The sequence below is a fragment of the Qipengyuania pacifica genome, from assembly GCF_019711555.1.
GTDB lineage: Bacteria > Pseudomonadota > Alphaproteobacteria > Sphingomonadales > Sphingomonadaceae > Qipengyuania > Qipengyuania pacifica.
The window spans coordinates 492581-511274 of the sequence record NZ_JAIGNQ010000001.1 but is presented as its reverse complement, the minus strand read 5'-3'; the positions used below and the strand labels follow the sequence as shown (position 1 = coordinate 511274).

At 62.6% G+C, this 18694-nt stretch carries 18 protein-coding genes; 8 read left to right on the top strand and 10 right to left on the bottom strand.

Annotated elements, in window-relative coordinates:
• Positions 1 to 71 precede the first annotated feature (71 nt).
• The 5 genes from K3177_RS02540 to K3177_RS02520 form a co-directional block, all read right to left on the bottom strand.
• Positions 72 to 1745 carry a long-chain-fatty-acid--CoA ligase gene (locus tag K3177_RS02540; protein WP_221596857.1) on the bottom strand — a complete coding sequence of 558 codons (1674 nt, stop codon included), beginning with the start codon at positions 1743 to 1745 and terminating at the stop codon, positions 72 to 74.
• Positions 1746 to 1840: 95 nt separating this feature from the next.
• A complete protein-coding gene (locus K3177_RS02535) occupies positions 1841 to 2575 on the bottom strand; it encodes a DUF1013 domain-containing protein (RefSeq protein WP_221596855.1) in 735 nt (244 codons plus the stop codon).
• A 103-nt stretch (positions 2576 to 2678) separates the two neighbouring features.
• Positions 2679 to 3761 (bottom strand): glycosyltransferase family 4 protein, encoded by a 1083-nt coding sequence (locus K3177_RS02530; RefSeq protein ID WP_221596853.1) that lies wholly within the window; start codon positions 3759 to 3761, stop codon positions 2679 to 2681.
• Positions 3758 to 4642: a UDP-2,3-diacylglucosamine diphosphatase gene (locus K3177_RS02525; RefSeq protein WP_103024699.1), complete on the bottom strand. Its 885-nt coding sequence runs from the start codon at positions 4640 to 4642 to the stop codon at positions 3758 to 3760. Before K3177_RS02525 ends, K3177_RS02530 begins: the two co-directional genes overlap by 4 nt.
• A 100-nt stretch (positions 4643 to 4742) precedes the next feature.
• Entirely contained in the window at positions 4743 to 5780 is a 1038-nt protein-coding gene (locus K3177_RS02520; RefSeq protein ID WP_247714196.1) for an NAD(P)H-quinone oxidoreductase, read from the bottom strand.
• 83 nt (positions 5781 to 5863) lie between these two features.
• On the opposite strand from K3177_RS02520, the gene K3177_RS02515 reads away from it, so the two are divergent.
• From K3177_RS02515 to K3177_RS02480, 8 genes are all read left to right on the top strand, one after another.
• Complete coding sequence (locus tag K3177_RS02515) at positions 5864 to 6064, top strand: DUF1192 domain-containing protein (protein ID WP_103024700.1); 201 nt, start codon at positions 5864 to 5866, stop codon at positions 6062 to 6064.
• 129 nt (positions 6065 to 6193) lie between these two features.
• Entirely contained in the window at positions 6194 to 8581 is a 2388-nt protein-coding gene (gene clpA / locus K3177_RS02510; RefSeq protein WP_103024701.1) for an ATP-dependent Clp protease ATP-binding subunit ClpA, read from the top strand.
• Between the two features lie 229 nt (positions 8582 to 8810).
• The gene (locus tag K3177_RS02505) at positions 8811 to 9749 is read left to right on the top strand and encodes an ABC transporter ATP-binding protein (RefSeq protein ID WP_221596852.1); all 939 of its coding nucleotides are present in this window, start codon (positions 8811 to 8813) and stop codon (positions 9747 to 9749) included.
• A complete protein-coding gene (locus tag K3177_RS02500; protein WP_221596850.1) occupies positions 9749 to 11254 on the top strand; it encodes an ABC transporter permease in 1506 nt (501 codons plus the stop codon). The genes K3177_RS02505 and K3177_RS02500 overlap by 1 nt, the downstream gene beginning before the upstream one ends.
• 48 nt (positions 11255 to 11302) lie before the next feature.
• Entirely contained in the window at positions 11303 to 12310 is a 1008-nt protein-coding gene (locus tag K3177_RS02495; protein ID WP_221596848.1) for a ligase-associated DNA damage response exonuclease, read from the top strand.
• A gap of 66 nt (positions 12311 to 12376) precedes the next feature.
• On the top strand, positions 12377 to 13414 hold the full coding sequence (locus K3177_RS02490; protein WP_221596846.1) for an OmpA family protein: 1038 nt from the start codon (positions 12377 to 12379) through the stop codon (positions 13412 to 13414).
• A gap of 4 nt (positions 13415 to 13418) precedes the next feature.
• A complete protein-coding gene (locus tag K3177_RS02485) occupies positions 13419 to 15011 on the top strand; it encodes a cisplatin damage response ATP-dependent DNA ligase (protein WP_221596844.1) in 1593 nt (530 codons plus the stop codon).
• A gap of 30 nt (positions 15012 to 15041) precedes the next feature.
• Positions 15042 to 15710 (top strand): YoaK family protein, encoded by a 669-nt coding sequence (locus tag K3177_RS02480; RefSeq protein ID WP_221596842.1) that lies wholly within the window; start codon positions 15042 to 15044, stop codon positions 15708 to 15710.
• Here K3177_RS02480 and K3177_RS02475 read toward each other — a convergent pair.
• From K3177_RS02475 to hemB, 5 genes are read right to left on the bottom strand one after another with little or no spacing between them, the layout of a single operon-like run.
• Entirely contained in the window at positions 15707 to 15988 is a 282-nt protein-coding gene (locus K3177_RS02475; protein ID WP_221596840.1) for a DUF167 domain-containing protein, read from the bottom strand. The genes K3177_RS02480 and K3177_RS02475 overlap by 4 nt on opposite strands.
• The gene (locus tag K3177_RS02470; protein WP_221596838.1) at positions 15969 to 16556 is read right to left on the bottom strand and encodes a gamma carbonic anhydrase family protein; all 588 of its coding nucleotides are present in this window, start codon (positions 16554 to 16556) and stop codon (positions 15969 to 15971) included. The genes K3177_RS02475 and K3177_RS02470 overlap by 20 nt, the downstream gene beginning before the upstream one ends.
• The gene (locus tag K3177_RS02465; RefSeq protein WP_221596837.1) at positions 16553 to 17110 is read right to left on the bottom strand and encodes a GNAT family N-acetyltransferase; all 558 of its coding nucleotides are present in this window, start codon (positions 17108 to 17110) and stop codon (positions 16553 to 16555) included. The genes K3177_RS02470 and K3177_RS02465 overlap by 4 nt, the downstream gene beginning before the upstream one ends.
• Complete coding sequence (locus K3177_RS02460) at positions 17103 to 17666, bottom strand: GNAT family N-acetyltransferase (protein ID WP_221596835.1); 564 nt, start codon at positions 17664 to 17666, stop codon at positions 17103 to 17105. The genes K3177_RS02465 and K3177_RS02460 overlap by 8 nt, the downstream gene beginning before the upstream one ends.
• Entirely contained in the window at positions 17659 to 18657 is a 999-nt protein-coding gene (hemB, locus tag K3177_RS02455; RefSeq protein ID WP_103024712.1) for a porphobilinogen synthase, read from the bottom strand. Before hemB ends, K3177_RS02460 begins: the two co-directional genes overlap by 8 nt.
• Between the last annotated feature and the right edge of the window lie 37 nt (positions 18658 to 18694).

The window sequence follows — 18694 nt, the reverse complement described above, 5'->3', positions numbered from 1 at the left end:
TTCCAGAAAACAGAAAGGCCGCCCGCGCAGATGCGTGGGGCGGCCTTTTCTTATCCGACTGCAGACACGCGTCAGTTTAGGACTTCGGCCCGCAAAGCCTTGCGATCGAGCTTGCCGATCATCGTCTTGGGCAGTTCATCCCGTATGACGACTTCGGCAACGCGTTCGTGCTTGCCGACACGCGCATTGAGCCATTCACGCAGCTGTGGCCCGGTCGCCTCACCCCCGTTTTCGAGCGTGACATAGGCCACGGGTACTTCGCCGCGATAGCCATCGGGCCGCCCGATCACGAGCGCTTCCTTGACGGCTTCATGTTCGAGCAGGACGTCTTCGACCTGGCTGGGAAAAACCTTGAAACCGCCCACGGCGATCATGTCCTTGATGCGATCGACGATTTCCAGAAAGCCGTCTTCATCCAGCGTAGCCACATCGCCGGTGCGCAGCCAGCTTTTGCCGTGGTGTTCGACGAATACGTCCTTTGCCGCTTCGGGCCTGTTCCAATAGCCCTGCATCACCTGCGGACCGTGGATCGCCAGTTCGCCCGGCTCCCCATCGGGTGCGATGACTGTGGGATCTTCCTTGTCGAGCAGGAGGACTTCGGTGCCCATCACGACCTGCCCGATCGTGCCCGGCTTGCGCATGCCTTCGTAAGGATTTGCCGAAACGACACCGGAGCTTTCGGTCAGCCCATATCCTTCGACCAGCCGCACGCCGGTGGCCGCTTCGAATTTCTCGCGCAACGGTCCGGGCAGCGGCGCGCCGCCCGATATGCAGACCTTGAGCGTCGAGAGATCCGTCTTGGCCAGATCGGGATGATCGACCAATGCCTGGAACATGGTCGGCACGCCTGGAAACCCGGTCGCGCCGTATTTTTCGATGGTTTCGAGGACCTGTTTGGTTTCAAAGCGCGGAACCATGGCGATTGACGCCCCCGTCAGCACGGCATGGTTGAGAAGCGTGGTATTGGCGAAAACATGGAAGAAGGGCAGCGCCCCCATGAGGACTTCGCCTGCCGGATCGCCAAACGGGTTCAGGCCCGCAGTCTGCTGGGCGTTGATGGACAGATTCGCATGGGTGAGCATGGCCCCTTTCGGGGTCCCGGTTGTCCCGCCGGTATATTGCAGAAGCGCCAGCGCGTGGGGATCTTGCGCAGCAACGCCGCCCTCCAGCCGCGCCCCTTCGTCGAGCAAGTCGTTCCAGCGTAGAATGTCACGACCATAGTCGACCCTGGCAACCTTGCTACGCGCGAAGAGCCGCAGCGCAATTCCCTTCAGCGTCGGCAGCATCTTCGCCAGCGAGCTGACAACCAGAGTTTCGAGCGCCGATCCGCGCAGCACCTTGGTGGCGGTGGCATAGAGTTCAGGCACATCGACGGTCACCAGAAGCCGCGTGCCCGAATCCGCCACCTGCTGCGCGAGTTCGTCCACCGTGTAGAGTGGAGAGAAATTGACCACCACCGCACCGGCCATCATCGCCCCGTAATAGGCAGCGATGTAGCTCGGCACATTGGGCAGAAACAGGCCGACGCGATCCCCTTCGCCGATACCGCGTGCGTGCAGCGCGCGTGAAAATGTCTGCGCATCGGCATAGAGTTCGGAATATCGATAGGTACGCCCGAGAAAATGCAGCAGCGGTGCCTGCGGCGATGCCTTGGCGCTGCGCCCGAACATATCGGGCAGGGACATCGCTTCGAAATGCGTATCCCATGCAGTCGGGTGATGGTTCGGCAGCTTGCTTACATCCATGTCAGTAGCATGGAGTATTGTGCTATAAAGGCAAGCAAAAAGGCGGAAGAAGCCGCTGCTTCCCCCGCCTTCGTCAACTCTTCAGACAGACGAGCTCAGGCTTCGTCGGTAGTCTCGCCTTCGCCGGCTTCCTGCGACACGCGTTTCGCTTCGAGCCAGGCTGCCGCTTCCGCTTCCTGCGCGGCTTCGGCAGCGGCCTTTTCGTTGGCATCGCGTTCGGCGCGCAGTTCTTCGATCAGCTTTTCCCGATCGCTCGAACCCTTGACCTCGACGGGCAGCGCTTCGTTTTCTTCTTCGCTGACCGGCAGGTTTTTCGCGGCCTTGGCAACGACGGCGTCGAGTTCGCGCTGCGAACACAGGCCGAGCGTAACCGGATCCTTGGGCTGGATGTTCTGGATGTTCCAGTGGCTGCGTTCGCGGATGGCGCCGATGGTATTGCGGGTGGTACCGATCAGCTTGCCGATCTGCGCATCCGAGATTTCCGGATGATTGCGAAGGATCCAGGCGATGCCGTCGGGCTTGTCCTGACGCTTGGAAACGGGGGTGTAGCGCGGCCCCTTGGTCCGGCTGACTGCCACCGGAGCGCGCTGCATCTTCAGGCGATAGTCGCTGTCCGCCTGGCCCTTTTCGATTTCGGCCAGCGTCAGTTCGCCCGAATGGACGGGATCGCGCCCGGTATATTTGCTGCCCGCCAGATCGTCGGCCATGGCCTGTACTTCGAGGATGTGCAGACCGCAGAATTCAGCGATCTGTTCGAAGGAGAGGCCGGTATTGTCGACCAGCCAGGTGGCGGTCGCATGCGGCATCAGCGGTGTGGGTTGGTCGGCCATGAATGTGCCTTTTCTCGTATCCGAAAATAGAAGGGCCGCCCCTCGCGGGACGGCCGTTACCTTGCCGATGTAGGCGACAGTCCCGGATTCGGCAAGCGTTTCGCTAGACGATGGGCAGTTCTTCCGCGTCGAACGCGGCGAGACCGTTCAGAAACTGCCCTGTCGCACTAGCCCAGGTGAAGCCCGCACCATAGGCAGCGCAGGCTTTCCGGTCGCAGAACAGCGCCGCGGCTATGGCGCGGTCGAGATCATCGCAAATTGCACCGACATCGTCCGTTATGATGTCGCATGGCCCTGCCACGGGATAGGCGGCGACCGGCGTTCCGCAGGCCAGCGCCTCTATCATCACGAGGCCGAACGTATCCGTCCTGCTGGGGAAGACGAAGACGTCGGCTGCCGCATAACAGCCGGCCAGTTCGCGGCCCGTGCGAGGCCCGAGGAAATGCGCATCGGGATATCGCGCCTTCAGGGAAGCCAGCGCCGGACCATCGCCGACCACCACCCTGGTGCCGGGATAGCTGCCTGCGAGAAATGCTTCGATGTTCTTTTCCACGGCGACCCGGCCGACATAGAGCTGGATCGGCTTGGGGAGTTCGGCGAATTCGGGCGGCGGCGGTGCGTCGGGCGTAAAACAGGACAGATCGACCCCGCGGCTCCAGCGATGAAGCCGTGTCAGGCCATGCGCGCGCAGTTCGTCGCTGATACTTTCTGTAGCGACGAGCACACGTTTCGCCGGGCGGTGGAACCACTGGATATAGCGCCAGAACCATTGCGCGGGCAGGCGCGTGCGTTTCGCCAGATAATCCGGAAATTGCGTATGATAGGCGGTGGTGAAGCAGATCGAATGCCTGGCACAATAGCGCCGTGCCGTCATGCCGAGCGGGCCTTCGGTGGCGATATGGATGGCCTCGGGCGCGAAGGATCGCAGAAGACTGGCGACAGCCCCCGGCCTGGTGAAGGCAAGGCGGATTTCCGGGTAGGTCGGACAGGGAATGCTGGCGAACTGATCGGGAGAGACCACCATCACCTCGTGGCCATCCTCGCGCAATTGCTCGCACGTCGTCGACAGCGTGCGCACGACACCGTTCATCTGCGGGTGCCAGGCATCGGTGATGATGGCGATGCGCTGCGGGGTCTGGGGAGCAATCGACCGGGCCGGCCCGGGAATGGATTGCATCAGGGTCATGCAGCCTCGGGCACCGTCACGGCGACGTCATGACGCCCGGCGTCGCGCCGCGCGACTTCTTCGGGCCAGTTGAGGATTTCCATGCTTCCGTCGAAATGTTCGACCAGCGCATTGCATCCTTCGACCCAATCGCCATCGTTCCAGTATTCGACGCCGTCGAAGTCGCGAAATTCCGCGGTGTGAATGTGGCCGCATACCACCCCGTCGACGCCGCGTTCGGCGGCTGCGCGGGCAACCACTTCCTCGTATTTGGAAATGAACTCGACCGCGTTCTTGACCTTGTGCTTGGCCGCGCGGGAAATGGACCAATAGGGCAGGCCCAGCCGTTTGCGCAGGCTGGCCACCCAATTGTTGAGCTTCATCATCAGGTGATATGCGGCATCGCCGATGAAGGCGAGCCAGCGATGCGCCAGCATGATGGTATCGAATTCATCGCCGTGCAGCACCATCAGGCGCCGACCGTCGGCGGTTTCGTGGAAGGCGGCACGCATGATCTCCACCCCGCCGAAGTTCATGCCAGCGAAGGGGCGGATCATCTCGTCGTGATTGCCCGGGATATAGACGATACGCGTACCGCGCTTGGCGCGCTTGAGAATGCGCCACACGATGTCGTTATGTTCGGCCGGCCAGTAAAACTTCTTCTTTAGCCGCCAGCCATCGATGATGTCGCCGACCAGATACATGGTTTCGCTGTCGGTGTGGTCGAGAAAGTCGATCAGCAGTTCGTGATTGCACCCCTTGGTGCCGAGATGGACGTCGCTGATCCAGATCGTGCGGAAGCGGCGCCGTTCCCCCAGCGTGCGCTCCGGCACGCTGGGCCTGATCGATGGAAAATTCGCCACCTTGTGGGCGGCGTCGAAGTGTTTGGGCAAATCGTTCATGGGCCAGACCCCCGATCACTGTCGGGTATGCCCTAGCCCATGATTGTTACAGGCGATTCACAGTGCCGTTACGGAATGGCGACATTGCGACGATTGCGCGTCAGCTTTCGGCGACCTCCAGCACGATTTTTCCGATATGATCGCCGCCCTCCATGCGGGCATGGGCCGCCCCCGCTTCGGTCAGCGGGAAAATCTTGTCCATGACGGGCGCGATGGTGCCATCCTCGAACAAAGGCCAGGCGTGATTGTGGATTTCGTCGGCCAGCAATGCCTTGAAATCGTCGGAGCGCGGCCGAAGCGTGGAGCCGGTCAGCGACAGGCGCTTGCGCATCACGGTCGCCATGTTGATTTCGGCCTTGAGGCCGCCCAGCACGGCGATGGTCACATGGCGCCCATCATCGGCCAGGCATTCGATATTGCGCGCGACATAGTCGCCCGACACCATGTCCAGCACCACATTGACGCCCTTGCCGCCGGTGAAGGCCTTCACCTCCTCCACGAAATCCTGGCTTTTGTAATTGATGGCGAGATCCGCCCCAAGGTCGCGGATCGCCTGGCACTTTTCCTCGCTCCCCGCGGTTGCGATCACCGTGATGTCGAATGCCTTGGCGAGCTGGATCGCCATGGTGCCGATCCCGCTGGTGCCGCCATGCACGAGCAGCGTGTCGCCATCGCTCGCCCAGCCGCGTTCGAAGACGTTGTGCCACACCGTGAACAGCGTTTCCGGAATGGCCGCAGCCGTGGCCATGCTCATCGTTTCGGGAACGTGGAGGCAATGGGCCGAATGGGCGAGGCAATATTCCGCATAGCCGCCGCCCGACACCAGGGCGCAGACCCGCCGATTGATCAGTTCGGGCGCTGCGCCCTTGCCGACGGCCACCACCGTGCCCGACACTTCGAGCCCCGGAATGGGCGAAGCGCCCGGCGGCGGCGGGTAGAAGCCCTGCCGCTGGATCACATCGGGCCGGTTGATGCCGGCATGGGATACGCGGATGAGAACCTGATTCTCGCCCGGTTCGGGCACCGGCAATGTTTCGGGACGCAAAACATCCGGGCCTCCCGGATCGTCAAAGCCCATTGCGGTCATCGTCTCGGGCAAATCGGCTGCCACTCGCGCCCCCGTTATCTGTCTGGTCATAGTGGCGCTACTGCCACTTTTGCGGTGCAATACCGTTCGTACCCGTTGACAGCAACCGGGCATCCTTGCGAGATTGCCAATCGATGGATGACGATGACCGTCCACGCCCCCGAGGCGATGCCGCGAGCAAGCTCGCCACCGAAGACCTCGGCCCTTATTCGCAGGACGAACTGCAGGAGCGGATCAGGCTTCTCGAATCCGAAATCGTCCGCGTCGAGAAACACCGCCTCTCCGCCGCTGCCCACCGCGATGCGGCAGAAGCGTTGTTCGGGCGAAAGGAATAGTTGGCGATGCGGGGGCTGATATTTTCCGGCTCCGCACCCATATTCGCCATGCATACAGCAATGGCTAACCTCCGGCCCGTAGGCTGTTTCCAGTTCGCCCCAAGCGAGTCGCCCAAGAAAGACAACTGAATGCCCAGCTTTGCAGCCAACCTCGAAAAGACCCTCCACGCAGCGCTCACCGACGCAGGCGAGCGCCATCACGAGTACGCGACTCTGGAGCATCTCCTTCTCGCGCTCATCGACGATGACGATGCCGCGCAGGTGATGAATGCGTGCGGCGTCGATCTGAGCGAACTGACGGCCGTGGTGAAGCAGTATCTCGAACAGGAATACCAGTCGCTGCAGTCGGACGAGAGCGCCGACCCGCAGCCAACCGCCGGTTTCCAGCGCGTCATCCAGCGCGCCATCCTGCATGTGCAGTCTTCCGGCAAGGATACGGTGACCGGGGCCAACGTACTCGTCGCCCTGTTTTCCGAACGCGACAGCTACGCCGTCTATTTCCTGCAACAGCAGGACATGAGCCGGCTCGATGCCGTCAGCTTCATCAGCCACGGCATCGGCAAGGGCGGCAAGCAGATCGAAAACCGGCCACCCGACGGCGCGGAAGGCGGCGAATCGCAGGCCGAGGAAAAGGCCGGCGAAAAGGGCAAGAAGGAAACCGCGCTCGACCAGTTCACGGTCAATCTCAACAAGAAGGCCGAAGACGGACGGATCGATCCGCTGATCGGCCGCGGCCCCGAAGTCGACCGCACCGTCCAGATTCTCTGCCGCCGGAGCAAGAACAATCCGCTGTATGTCGGCGATCCGGGTGTCGGCAAAACGGCGATCGCCGAAGGTCTCGCCCGCAAGATCGTGGAAGGCGACGTGCCCGAAGTGCTGCAGGATGCAGTGATCTATTCGCTCGATATGGGCGCGCTGCTTGCCGGTACCCGCTATCGCGGCGACTTCGAAGAACGGCTCAAACAGGTCGTGAACGAACTCGAAGGCATGCCCGAAGCGATCCTGTTCATCGACGAAATCCATACCGTGATCGGTGCCGGTGCGACCAGCGGCGGGGCGATGGACGCCTCGAACCTGCTCAAGCCCGCATTGTCCAGCGGTGCGATCCGCTGCATCGGATCGACCACCTACAAGGAATTCCGCAATCACTTCGAAAAGGACCGCGCCCTGCTGCGGCGCTTCCAGAAGATCGATGTGAACGAACCCACGATCGAGGATACGATCAAGATCCTGAAGGGTCTGAAGTCCGCATTCCAGGATCACCACAAGGTGACCTACACGGTCGATGCGCTGAAAACCGCGGTGGAATTGTCGGCGCGCTACATCAATGATCGCAAACTGCCCGATAAGGCGATCGACGTGATCGACGAAGTCGGCGCGATGCAGATGCTCGTGGCCCCCAGCCGCCGCAAGAAGAAGATCACCGCCAGGGAAATCGAAGCGGTTATCGCGACCATGGCGCGCATTCCTCCCAAGTCGGTATCGAGCGACGACAAGAAGGCGCTCGAGAATCTCGAACGCGACCTGAAGCATGTGGTTTTCGGGCAGGATGCGGCGGTGCACAAGCTGTCTACCGCGATGAAGCTCAGCCGTGCAGGGCTGCGGGATCCGGACAAGCCGATCGGCTCTTTCCTGTTCTCCGGCCCCACCGGCGTCGGCAAGACCGAAGTCGCCCGCCAGCTTGCCTCCATCATGGGGATCGAACTCAAGCGCTTCGATATGTCCGAATATATGGAACGCCACAGCGTTTCGCGGCTGATCGGTGCGCCTCCGGGCTATGTCGGCTACGATCAGGGCGGATTGCTGACCGATGCAGTCGACCAGAACCCGCATTGCGTGCTGCTGCTCGACGAGATCGAGAAGGCGCATCCCGACCTGTTCAACATCCTGCTGCAGGTGATGGATAATGGCCGCCTGACCGACCATCACGGCAAGACGGTCGATTTCCGCAATGTCGTGCTGATCATGACCACCAATGCCGGGGCAGCCGACATGGCGCGCAGCGGTATCGGCTTCGGCGATGTCAGCAAGGAAGATGCGAGCGAAGAAGCGGTGAAGCGGATGTTCACGCCGGAATTCCGCAATCGGCTCGATGCGATCGTGCCATTTGCCTATCTCGGCAAATCGACGGTGGGCCGCGTGGTCGACAAGTTCATTCTCCAGCTCGAACTCCAGCTGGCCGAACAGAATGTCGACATCCAGTTCGACAAGGAAAGCCGGTCCTGGCTGGCGGACAAGGGTTACGACCGCCTCTATGGTGCCCGTCCGATGGGCCGGTTGATTCAGGAGAAGATCAAGCAGCCTCTCGCCGAAGAACTGCTGTTCGGCAAACTGGCCGATGGCGGCGAGGTGTCGGTAACGATGAAAGACGGCAAACCGTCCTTCGAACTGACCCCCGCCCCGCCCAAGGCGAAGAAAAAACCAGCGGCCAAGAAAAAGGCCGCCCCGAAACGCAAGTCGGCTCCGAAAAAACCCGAAGCCGATACGCCGGAAGGCGCCGACGAAACCAAGGGCTGATCAAACCTGCAATCGATGAAGGGGCACCACCGGGAACGGTCGGTGCCCTTTTTTCTATCCGCGACGGTCATTGGGTAAATATCTTCCGAGGGCGGGCCGTCGGGAATTTTTTCGGCAAATACCAGCTAGCGACACCCCTCGATGGGGCTCTGTTGATCGTTCACCGAGCCACGCTTGTGAAGGTGGACAGCTTCACTTACGCCCTACCGGTACATAGTCGGGGGGATGCATGTCGGTTCTCAAAATATCCAATCTGGTCAAGCGGTTCGAAGGCGTGGTCGCTGTCGACGACCTGTCGTTCTCGGTCTCCCCAGGCGAGATTTTCGGATTTCTCGGTGGTAACGGCGCCGGCAAGACAACGACCTTGCGCATGGTGCTCGACATCATCCGTCCGACGTCAGGGACGATCAGTGTGCTGGGCAGCCCGCCCGACCGACGCAATGCGCAGGCCATCGGTTTCCTCCCGGAAGAGCGTGGTCTGTACGCCGGAATGAGCGCGATCGACACGATCGTGTATTTCGGACGGCTGAAGGGGATGAAGCCCGCCGATGCCCGTAATCGCGGAATGGAACTTCTCACCCGCTTCGATCTCGCCGACCGCGCCAAGAGCGATATCGGCGACATGTCGAAGGGGATGGCCCAGAAGGTCCAGCTTGCCACTTCGCTCGTCAACGATCCCGAACTGCTGATGCTGGACGAGCCGTTTTCAGGTCTCGACCCGGTTAATCAGGGGCTGCTGGAAAACGAAATCCTGCGCGCATCCCATCGGGGCGCAGCGGTGATCTTTTCGACCCATGTGATGCAGCACGCCGAACGCCTGTGCGATCGCCTGCTGCTGTTGCGCAAAGGCCGTAAGCGGTTCGAAGGCACGCTGGATAAAGCGCGCGCGGCCTTGCCCGCGCGGCTGGTCGCTATGGCCAAATCGGATCTTTCGCTGATCCCCGGCGTCGCCCGCGCTGAACGTGGCGAGGCACATGGCGATGGTTGGCACGACTGGACCCTGCATCTATCCGATGGCGTCGATCCCGCTACGGTCCTCGAACACTGCAGCGCAAATGCGATTGCGCTACGCCGCTGGGACGAACACCGGGCAAGCTTGCACGATGTGTTTGTTCAGTTGGTCGGGGCGGATCCCGATCAAGCGGCGATGGAAAGGGAGGCCGCCTGATGAGCCCGTCGATCGACATGAATAATGTGCTGCTGGTCGCGGGGCGCGAAATTCGGCAGATCCTCAAGATGAAGAGCTTCTGGCTCACTCTGCTGATCCTGCCCGTCGCATTCGCGCTCGGGCCGATTTTTGCTGAGAGTTTGGATGACGATGAGCCCACCCGGGTAACCGTGGTGGATCGGTCCGGAGGCGATGCGGCGCAGGCTCTGAAGGCGCGGTTCGCGGCCGAAGATGCCCAATGGCTGCTGCGCGACCTGTCGCGCTACGTCCAGCGCTACGGACTGGAACAGGCCGATCCGAAAGCAAGCTGGGCGCGATATGACCGCTGGTATACCGACGCGGACATCGCGGCGTTCGAGCGGGCGGGCGGGCTGGACGCCGCTCTTGAAAAGATCGCTGCCGTCCGGCCGGAGGGCGTCCCCCAATTCGAGCCTGATCCGCCCGCCTATGCCTTTTCCGCTCCGTCAGCAGAACTCTCTGCCGCAAGGGGAGGGGATTTCGGTACCGAGGCCCGTGCCCTGTTCGATGCAGATGACGATGCTTCGCCGGAAATCGTTGTTCTGATCGGCGAGAATTACCCCGCCGATCCGCGTATCCAGCTCTTCTCCGCCAACCAGCCCCGCGGCAGCTTCGTCACTACGATGCAGGAAGTGCTGACAACCGATCTGCGGGCGCGCCTGTTGGCCGCTCAGGGCGTCTCACCTGCGAATGCGGCGGCCGTGCAAAGCGCAAGCCCCGTCATCGCGGTCGATACACCTCCTCCCGGCGGCGGCGCGCGCGAGGCCTTGCTGGTACGCTCGATCGTGCCGCTGGCCCTCGCCTATATCCTCGTGATGAGCCTGATGCTTTCGGGCAGCTGGATGCTGCAGGGCTCGGTGGAGGAGCGCTCCAACAAGCTCCTCGAATCGCTCCTTGCCTGTATTCGCCCGGAAGACCTCATGTACGGCAAGCTCCTGGGCTCGCTCAGCGTCGGTCTGCTGATGATCCTCGTCTGGGGCGCCTGTGCAGGCGTTGCCGCTTATGCGACGCAGGGCGCGATATCGGATATGATCCGCCCCGCGCTCGATCCGGTCTCCAGCCCCGGCATCATCGCTGCGATCCTGTTCTTCTTCATCGCCGGCTACATCGCGATTTCCGCCCTGTTCGTGGCGATCGGTGCGATGGTCGATTCGATGAGCGAGGCGCAAGGCTATCTTATGCCCGTAATGCTCCTGATCCTGCTGCCGGTGACCTTCCTGATTCAGGCGATCCTGGCGGGGAATTCGGGCTGGATCGTACAGGTTCTCACCTGGGTTCCGCTATGGACGCCGTTCACCGTGCTGGCGCGCCTCGGAATGGGCATCGAGTGGTGGGAAATGGTCGGTTCGGGCGTCCTGCTTGCCGGTGCCATCGTAATCGAGCTGGTCCTGATCGGCCGGCTGTTCCGGGCCAGCCTGCTCTCAACCGGCCAGAAACCAAGCCTGAAGCGCGTTATCGAGCGTCTGCGCGCCTCTCCCGCTCGATAGCTGGCACCTGCGCGGGAACGCTTGTGCGTTCCCGCGCTTGAATCGGGGATGGCCGCCGCCCCCTTCTCCTGGATCAAGCCCGAACCGCACGGTATTCACATCGTCCCTGCCGATTGCTGGGTCGATCCCAGCCGCGCGGTCGACCGGGCGCTGGTGACGCACGGCCATGCCGATCATGCGCGCGGCGGGCATGGGCAGACCGTCGCCACGCCCGAGACACTGGCGATCATGGAGTTGCGCTACGCGACTCGCGACGGAGCGACGCCAGTCGCCTATGGCGAGACCATCCGGCTCCCCGGCGGCGTCGATGCGACCTATATTCCGGCAGGGCATGTCCTCGGCAGCGCGCAGATCCTCCTCGAACATGCGGGAGAGCGCGTGATCGTCACCGGCGATTACAAGCGACGCCACGACCCCACCTGCCCGCCTTTCGAAGTCACACCGTGCGACATCTTCATCACCGAGGCGACGTTCGGCCTGCCGGTCTTCTGCCACCCGCCGATCGAGGACGAGATGGCCAAGCTGCTCGATCGCCTCGCCGCGCACCCGGACAGCTGCGTGCTGGTCGGCGCCTACGCCCTGGGCAAGGCGCAGCGTGTCATCGCCGAATTGCGGCGCGCGGGGCACAAGGACCCGATCTACCTCCACGGCGCGATGGAAAAGATGTGCCGGCTCTATGAAGAACACGGGATCGACCTCGGCGAGCTGCGACTGGTTGCCGATCATGCCAAGGACGATATGCGCGGATCGATCGTCATCTGCCCGCCGTCCGCCCTCAACGATCGCTGGTCGCGCCGCCTGCCAGAACCGATCACCGCCATGGCCAGCGGCTGGATGCGCATTCGCCAGCGCGCGCGCCAGCGCAATGTCGAACTGCCGCTGATCATTTCCGATCATGCCGACTGGGGCGAGCTTACCCGCACGATCCAGGAAGTCGGCGCGCAGGAGAACTGGATCACCCACGGGCGCGAGGATGCCCTGCTGCGCTGGTGCCAGTTGCACCAGAAGCGCGCACGCGCACTTGCCATGGTCGGCTACGAGGACGAGGACGATTGACCGGAACGAGCACGCGGTTCGACAGTTTTTCCAACCATTCGCGTAAGGCGAAAAAGGGAGATTGCGATGCGTAAGACGTTGGCAACACTATCGATGGCCGCAATTCTGGTGGCCGGTTGTTCGGTAAAGGAAGACGACAACCAGGCCGAAGGCTCCACCATTTCGACAAGCGATCAGGCTGACGAAGCAGCCGCCTCCGACGATGGCGCGCTGTATGCCGATGGCGAAGCAATGCCGCTCGATATCGAACAAACGCACCCCACCGGCACCAGCATCGCGCTCGAATCGATCCGCGCAACGCCTACCGAAACGCTTGTCACCATGACGATCAACAATGGCGCGGATTTTCCGGTGACGCTGAACGGCTTCGGCGGCGCCTATCTGTTCGGTCCGGATGGCGGAAAGCTCGAAGTCCAGGCTCCCGCCAATAACGAAAGGCTCGAAATCCCTCCCGGCCAGCAGGTTCGGGCAGAACTCGTCTTCAAGGGTCGTCTCAGCCAGGGCGGGCCCGCAACTCTCTTCTTCAACGAAGCAAAATATCTGGAAGACGACGATTCGCGTTATCCGGGCTTCCGCATTCCGATGCAGCTGACCAGCGCCGCCTTCACCGAAGACGGAGCAAAAAAAAAATCTAGTTCGCTTCGGCTGATCGGCTCCGCGCCGGGCGCGTCGGCGCGATCGGCCAGCTCGGTCTCCACGCTGCGCTCCGAACTGGAAGCGAAGGAAACCGATCGCGGTACGCTCGTGTCGCTGCCCGGCGACGTCCTGTTCGATACGGACAAGGCCGAAATACGCGCCGCCGCCCGGCCCACGCTCGACAAGCTGGCTGAACTGATCAAATCCGATTCCTCGGCCAAGGTGGCCGTGGAGGGCCATACCGACAGCCAGGGCGACGATGCCTACAATCAGCGCCTGTCGGAACGGCGGGCGCAGGCGGTCCGCGACTATCTGAAAGATGTACGCCAGGTCCCGGCAGACCGGATGACCGTAAAGGGCCTCGGCGAAAGCCGGCCCGTGGCGCAGAACATGACGCCGGACGGGAAGGAAAATGCCAGTGGCATGCAGAAGAACCGCCGCGTCGAAGTGGTCATAGCCAAGAGCTGACGGCTTGGAGCAGTTCGCCGCCCTTATCGATGCGCTGGTCTATACGCGCAGCCGCAACGAGAAACTGCGGCTGATCGCCGAATATCTTCGGGCGACACCCGATCCCGATCGCGGCTGGGCGCTTGCCGCCCTGTCCGACGGGCTGGATTTTCCGGCCGTCAAATCTTCCACCATCCGCAATCTGCTCAAGGATCGGATCGATCCGGTGCTATGGACACTCAGTCGCGATTTCGTGGGCGATACCGCGGAAACGGCCAGCCTGCTGTGGCCCGCGCCCGAACATCCCCCCTCGCCCCCGGGGGTGACCGAAACGGTCGAACTGCTCGAAGGGATGAACCGCAAGACCGTCGTCTCCGAACTGCCCCGGCTGCTCGACCGGCTCGATGCATCCGGCCGCTACGCCCTGCTCAAGCTCGCCACCGGGGGTATGCGGATCGGCGTTTCCAGCCGCCTGGCCAAGACCGCCTTCGCGCAGGCCTTCGACGTCTCGGTCGACGAGGTGGAGGAATATTGGCACGGTCTCGCCCCTCCCTATCCCGAACTGTTCGACTGGGCCGCCAACGGCGAAGCGCCGCCCGACATGGCGAACCTGCCGACCTTCCGCCCCTTCATGCTGGCCCACCCGCTCGAAGAAACGGTGGTCGATCTGGCGGATTATGCGGCAGAATGGAAATGGGACGGTATCCGCGTGCAATTGGTACGGGCGGGGGACGAAACGAAACTGTTCTCCCGCTCGGGCGACGATATCTCCGCAACCTTCCCCGAACTGCTCGATGTGCTTCCCTTTCCCGCCGTTCTCGATGGCGAACTGCTGGTGCGCGGAACGCATCAGGGTGGGGAAGAAGGGGGCGCAGCCAGCTTCAACGCGCTTCAACAGCGGCTCGGGCGCAAGACGGTGTCCAAGAAGATGCTGGCCGAAGCGCCCGCGTTCGTGCGGCTTTACGACGTGCTGCTTCTCGACGGCGAAGATCTGCGCGCCCTTCCCTGGACCAAGCGGCGCCAACGCCTGGAAAAACTGATGGATCGCCTGCCCGAAAGCCATTTCGACCTCAGCCGGGTGGTCGACGCGCGCGATTTCGAACATCTGGGCGAAATCCGCGAAGGCAGCCGGGATGACGCCATCGAAGGGCTGATGCTGAAACGCAAGGACAGCCCCTACATCGCCGGACGCCGGGTGGGATACTGGTACAAGTGGAAGCGCGATCCGCTGCTGGTGGATTGCGTCCTGATGTATGCCCAGCGCGGCAGCGGCAAGCGGTCGAGTTTCTATTCCGATTACACCTTCGGATGCTGGGACGGCGATCCCGATGCCGGGGCGGACCTCCTCCCGGTCGGCAAGGCCTATTCCGGTTTCACGGACGAGGAACTGAAGAAGCTGGATCGCCATGTGCGGCAGAACACGGTCAACCGCTTCGGGCCGGTGCGCGAAACGGACAAGAGCCTGGTCTTCGAAGTTGCCTTCGACAGCGTACATGACAGCAAGCGCCACAAATCCGGCCTCGCCATGCGATTTCCCCGCATTCACCGCATCCGCTGGGACAAGCCACCGCACGAAGCCGATCGCATCGAAGCGCTGAAGGCGCTGATCAAGGATTGATTTCAAACCCGCGGTGGGCATGGTGCCGGCGTGCACCGTTACGATCCCGCCCGCAGGAAACTCGCGCTCGGCCTCGCCTTTCTGGCAGGCACGGTGGATGCGACAGGCTTCATCAGGACCGGCGGATATTTCGCCTCCTTCATGTCGGGCAATACCACCCGGCTGGGTCTGCACATCGCCGGGCAGCCGTCGATCGCCTACATCCCGTTTGCGCTGATCTGCGGCTTTGTTACCGGCGTGGTGCTGGGATCGCTGCTTGCATCGCGCTGGCCTGACTGGCGCAAGAGAGCCCTGCTGGCCGCCGTCACCCTGGTCCTCGGCGCCGGTGCGATCGCCAGCATGCTCGGATCGACGGTCGGGTTTCTCGCCGCATCGGCGCTCGCCATGGGAATGGCGAACAACGTCTTTACCAAAGATGGCGAAGTGACCGTCGGCGTGACCTATATGACCGGGGCGCTGGTCCGGTTCGGACAGGGCCTTGCCGCGCGCATGTCGGGCCGTTCTCAGGAAGGTTCGCGCGGCTACGGGTGGCTCTGGATGGCGCTCGCTCTGGGCGCGATTGCCGGCGGGATGCTCCACAAGCTTGTGCAGGATCACTCGCCGGCGATCCTGTGCGCGATGGCCTTCCTGCTGTTTTGCTACGCCGCCCTGGTGGAAAAAGGTCGAACGGACGATCCGCCCGCGGACGAGGGGATCTAGAGAGCGATCCGCAGCAGTTTCTCGCGCGAAGTTGCGCCGCGCAACAGTTCCACGCGTGACGGCGCCAGATCGAGCGCGCGCGCGACCAGCCGGATCACGGCCGTGTTGGCGGCCCCTTCCTGCGGCTTGGCGCGTACTTTCACGCCGACGCCAGTGCCGGTGATCGTAATGGTTTCGCTTCGTGCGCCCGGGGTGGCCCGAACGGCAAGGCGTCCCTGCTCGTCGATCAGGGCGCGCAGGGCGTCCGCATCGGGCAGGTCAGCGGGTAAGCGCTTCATCCACCGCTGCCGCGTGATGCCTGGCGTTTTCGGCGTAATGCGCCACGCCCATCCGCATTCCCGCGATTGCCGCATCGTCGAGATCGCGCATCTTTCGTGCAGGCCGCCCGCCCCATAATTCGCGCGGGCCCATCACCTTGCCTTCGGTCAGCATGGCGCCTGCAGCCAGCATCGAATCGCTGGCGATAACCGCCTTGTTCATTGCGATGGCACCCAGTCCCACGAAGCCGCGGTCCTCGATCATGCAGCCATGCACCATGGCCATATGCCCGATCAGCACGTCGTCGCCGATGATCAGCGGCGATCCGTCAGGGTCGCCCGGGCGCTCCGGATCGCAATGGCAGACACTGCCGTCCTGGATATTCGTCCGTTCGCCGATGACGATGCGGCTGACATCGGCACGCAGCACGCAATTGTACCACACCGAACTGTCGGCACCGATCTCGACATTGCCGATGATGGTACAACCGGGCGCGATGAAGGCGCTGTCATGGATCTTCGGCGTGTGGCCGTGAATCGGAATGATGGTGACGCCCGGTCGGGACGCAGGGGGGCGGCTCGCGGTCATCGTGTGCTCTCCCATTGCTCGCGCGAAAGCGAATACTGGATCGTCGGATTGTCCTCGGCCGGATAGGCGGGGTCGGAGAAATCCAGATCTTTGCGGCGCACCATGCCGAGCTTTTCCATCAGTTTCCAGCTGCCGATGTTGGCATGGCTGGTCAGCGCGACGACATGGGGCGCCCCGACACGGGTAAAAGCCCAGTCGAGCACGGCATGCATCGCTTCTTCGGCATAGCCGCGCCGCCAGCGATCCTCCCGCACCAGCCAGCCGATCTCGTGATCGCCCTGGTTCTGCGCCAGCGGATTGTCGACCTGCTTGATGCCGCAGTGGCCGACCATTTCGCCGCTGGCCTTTTCGATCATGAACAGGAAGCTGAAACCATGCTGCGCATAAAGCGCGCGCGATTTCGCATGTTTCGCTTCGATCTCCTGCAGCTCTTTCACGCCGCCGAGACGCGCCATCACGGTCGGCGTATTCAGCACGCGATCCTGTTCCGCCGCATCGCCTTCTTCAATCGTGCGCAGGATCAGCCGGTCCGTTTCGGCAATGATGTCAGCCACGGTCCGTGCTCCATGCATCGCGGTCGATCGAATAGACGATGGTCGGGTTCCACGGTTCTTCGTAGCGGTTGTCGACATAGTCGAGCTCTTCGCGCCGGGTCATGCCAAGTCGTTTCATCAGGCCCCAGCTCGCCGTGTTGCCAGGAACCGTCAGGGCGAAGACTTCTTCTGCGCCGAATGTGTCGAAAGCGGCATTGAGCGTCGCCGCGGCCGCTTCCCTGGCATAGCCCCTGCCCCAGGCATCTTCGCGCAGGCGCCAGCCCACCTCGAACTCGCCCGTCAGCGTCGATCCCGGCGCGTCGGCGCGCTTGATACCGCAGAAGCCGAGCATGGCGCCGTCTTCCCTGCGCTCAACGACCCAGAAGCAGAATCCGTTCTTCGCGCGGCAGGCCTCGACCCGGGCGCGCTGCTTGTCGCAGCCCGCATCGTCGAGCACGTCGCCCAGCCATTGCATGACCGCGGGGGTGTTGGTGACGCGGAAGAACTCGTCCCAGTCGGCATCGCCGCGCCAGTCGCGCAGGATCAGCCTTTCGGTCTCCAGACGGAACTCAGCCATTGAGAAGCTGTGCGGCGCGCGGGGCGTGATAGGTCAGCACGCCGCTGCATCCGGCGCGCTTGAAGGCGAGCAGCTTTTCCATCAGCAAGGCATCGCGGTCACCCACGCCCGCTGCAGCACCGGCTTCGATCAGCGCATATTCTCCGCTCACCTGATAGGCGAAAACCGGGACGTGGAATTCCTGTTTCGCGCGCCAGATGATGTCGAGATAGGCCAGCCCCGGCTTGACCATCACGCTATCCGCCCCCTCGGCAATATCCATCGCGATCTCGCGCATGGCCTCATCGCCATTGGCGGGATCCATCTGATAGCTTTTCTTGTCGCCCTTCAGCAGGCCGCCCGACCCCACGGCGTCACGGAACGGGCCATAGAAGGCAGAGGCATATTTGGCCGCGTAAGCCATGATCTGGACATTGGGATGCTGGTTCATCTCCAGCGCCATGCGGATTGCTCGCACACGCCCGTCCATCATGTCCGACGGCGCGATGATATCGGCCCCGGCATTCGCCTGGTTCACGGCCTGATCCACCAGCACCGCGACCGTATCGTCGTTGAGGACATAGCCGCTGTCGTCCAGCAGCCCGTCCTGCCCGTGGCTGGTATAGGGGTCGAGTGCGACGTCCGTCAGAATGCCGATGTCCGATCCACAGGCATCGCGGATCGCCTTGATGGCGCGGCACATCAGATTGTCGGGATTGAACGCCTCGGCCCCATCGTCGCTGCGCTTGTTCGGCTGGGTGTTCGGGAACAATGCGACACATGGAATCCCCAGATCAAACGCTTGTTTCGCATGCTTTGCGATACCGTCGACGGACCAGCGCGATACTCCGGGCAGGCTCGCAACCGGCTCCTCCACACCCTTGCCGTCGGTGACGAACAGCGGCCAGATGAGGTCCGCCGGCGTCAGCACGGTTTCGCGATACATCGCGCGGCTCCAGCTGCTCGCACGGGTGCGGCGCATGCGGGTGTTGGGATAGCTTGCGTTTGTCATACAAGCGCTCTGCCGCAAGCACGCACGCGGCGCAATC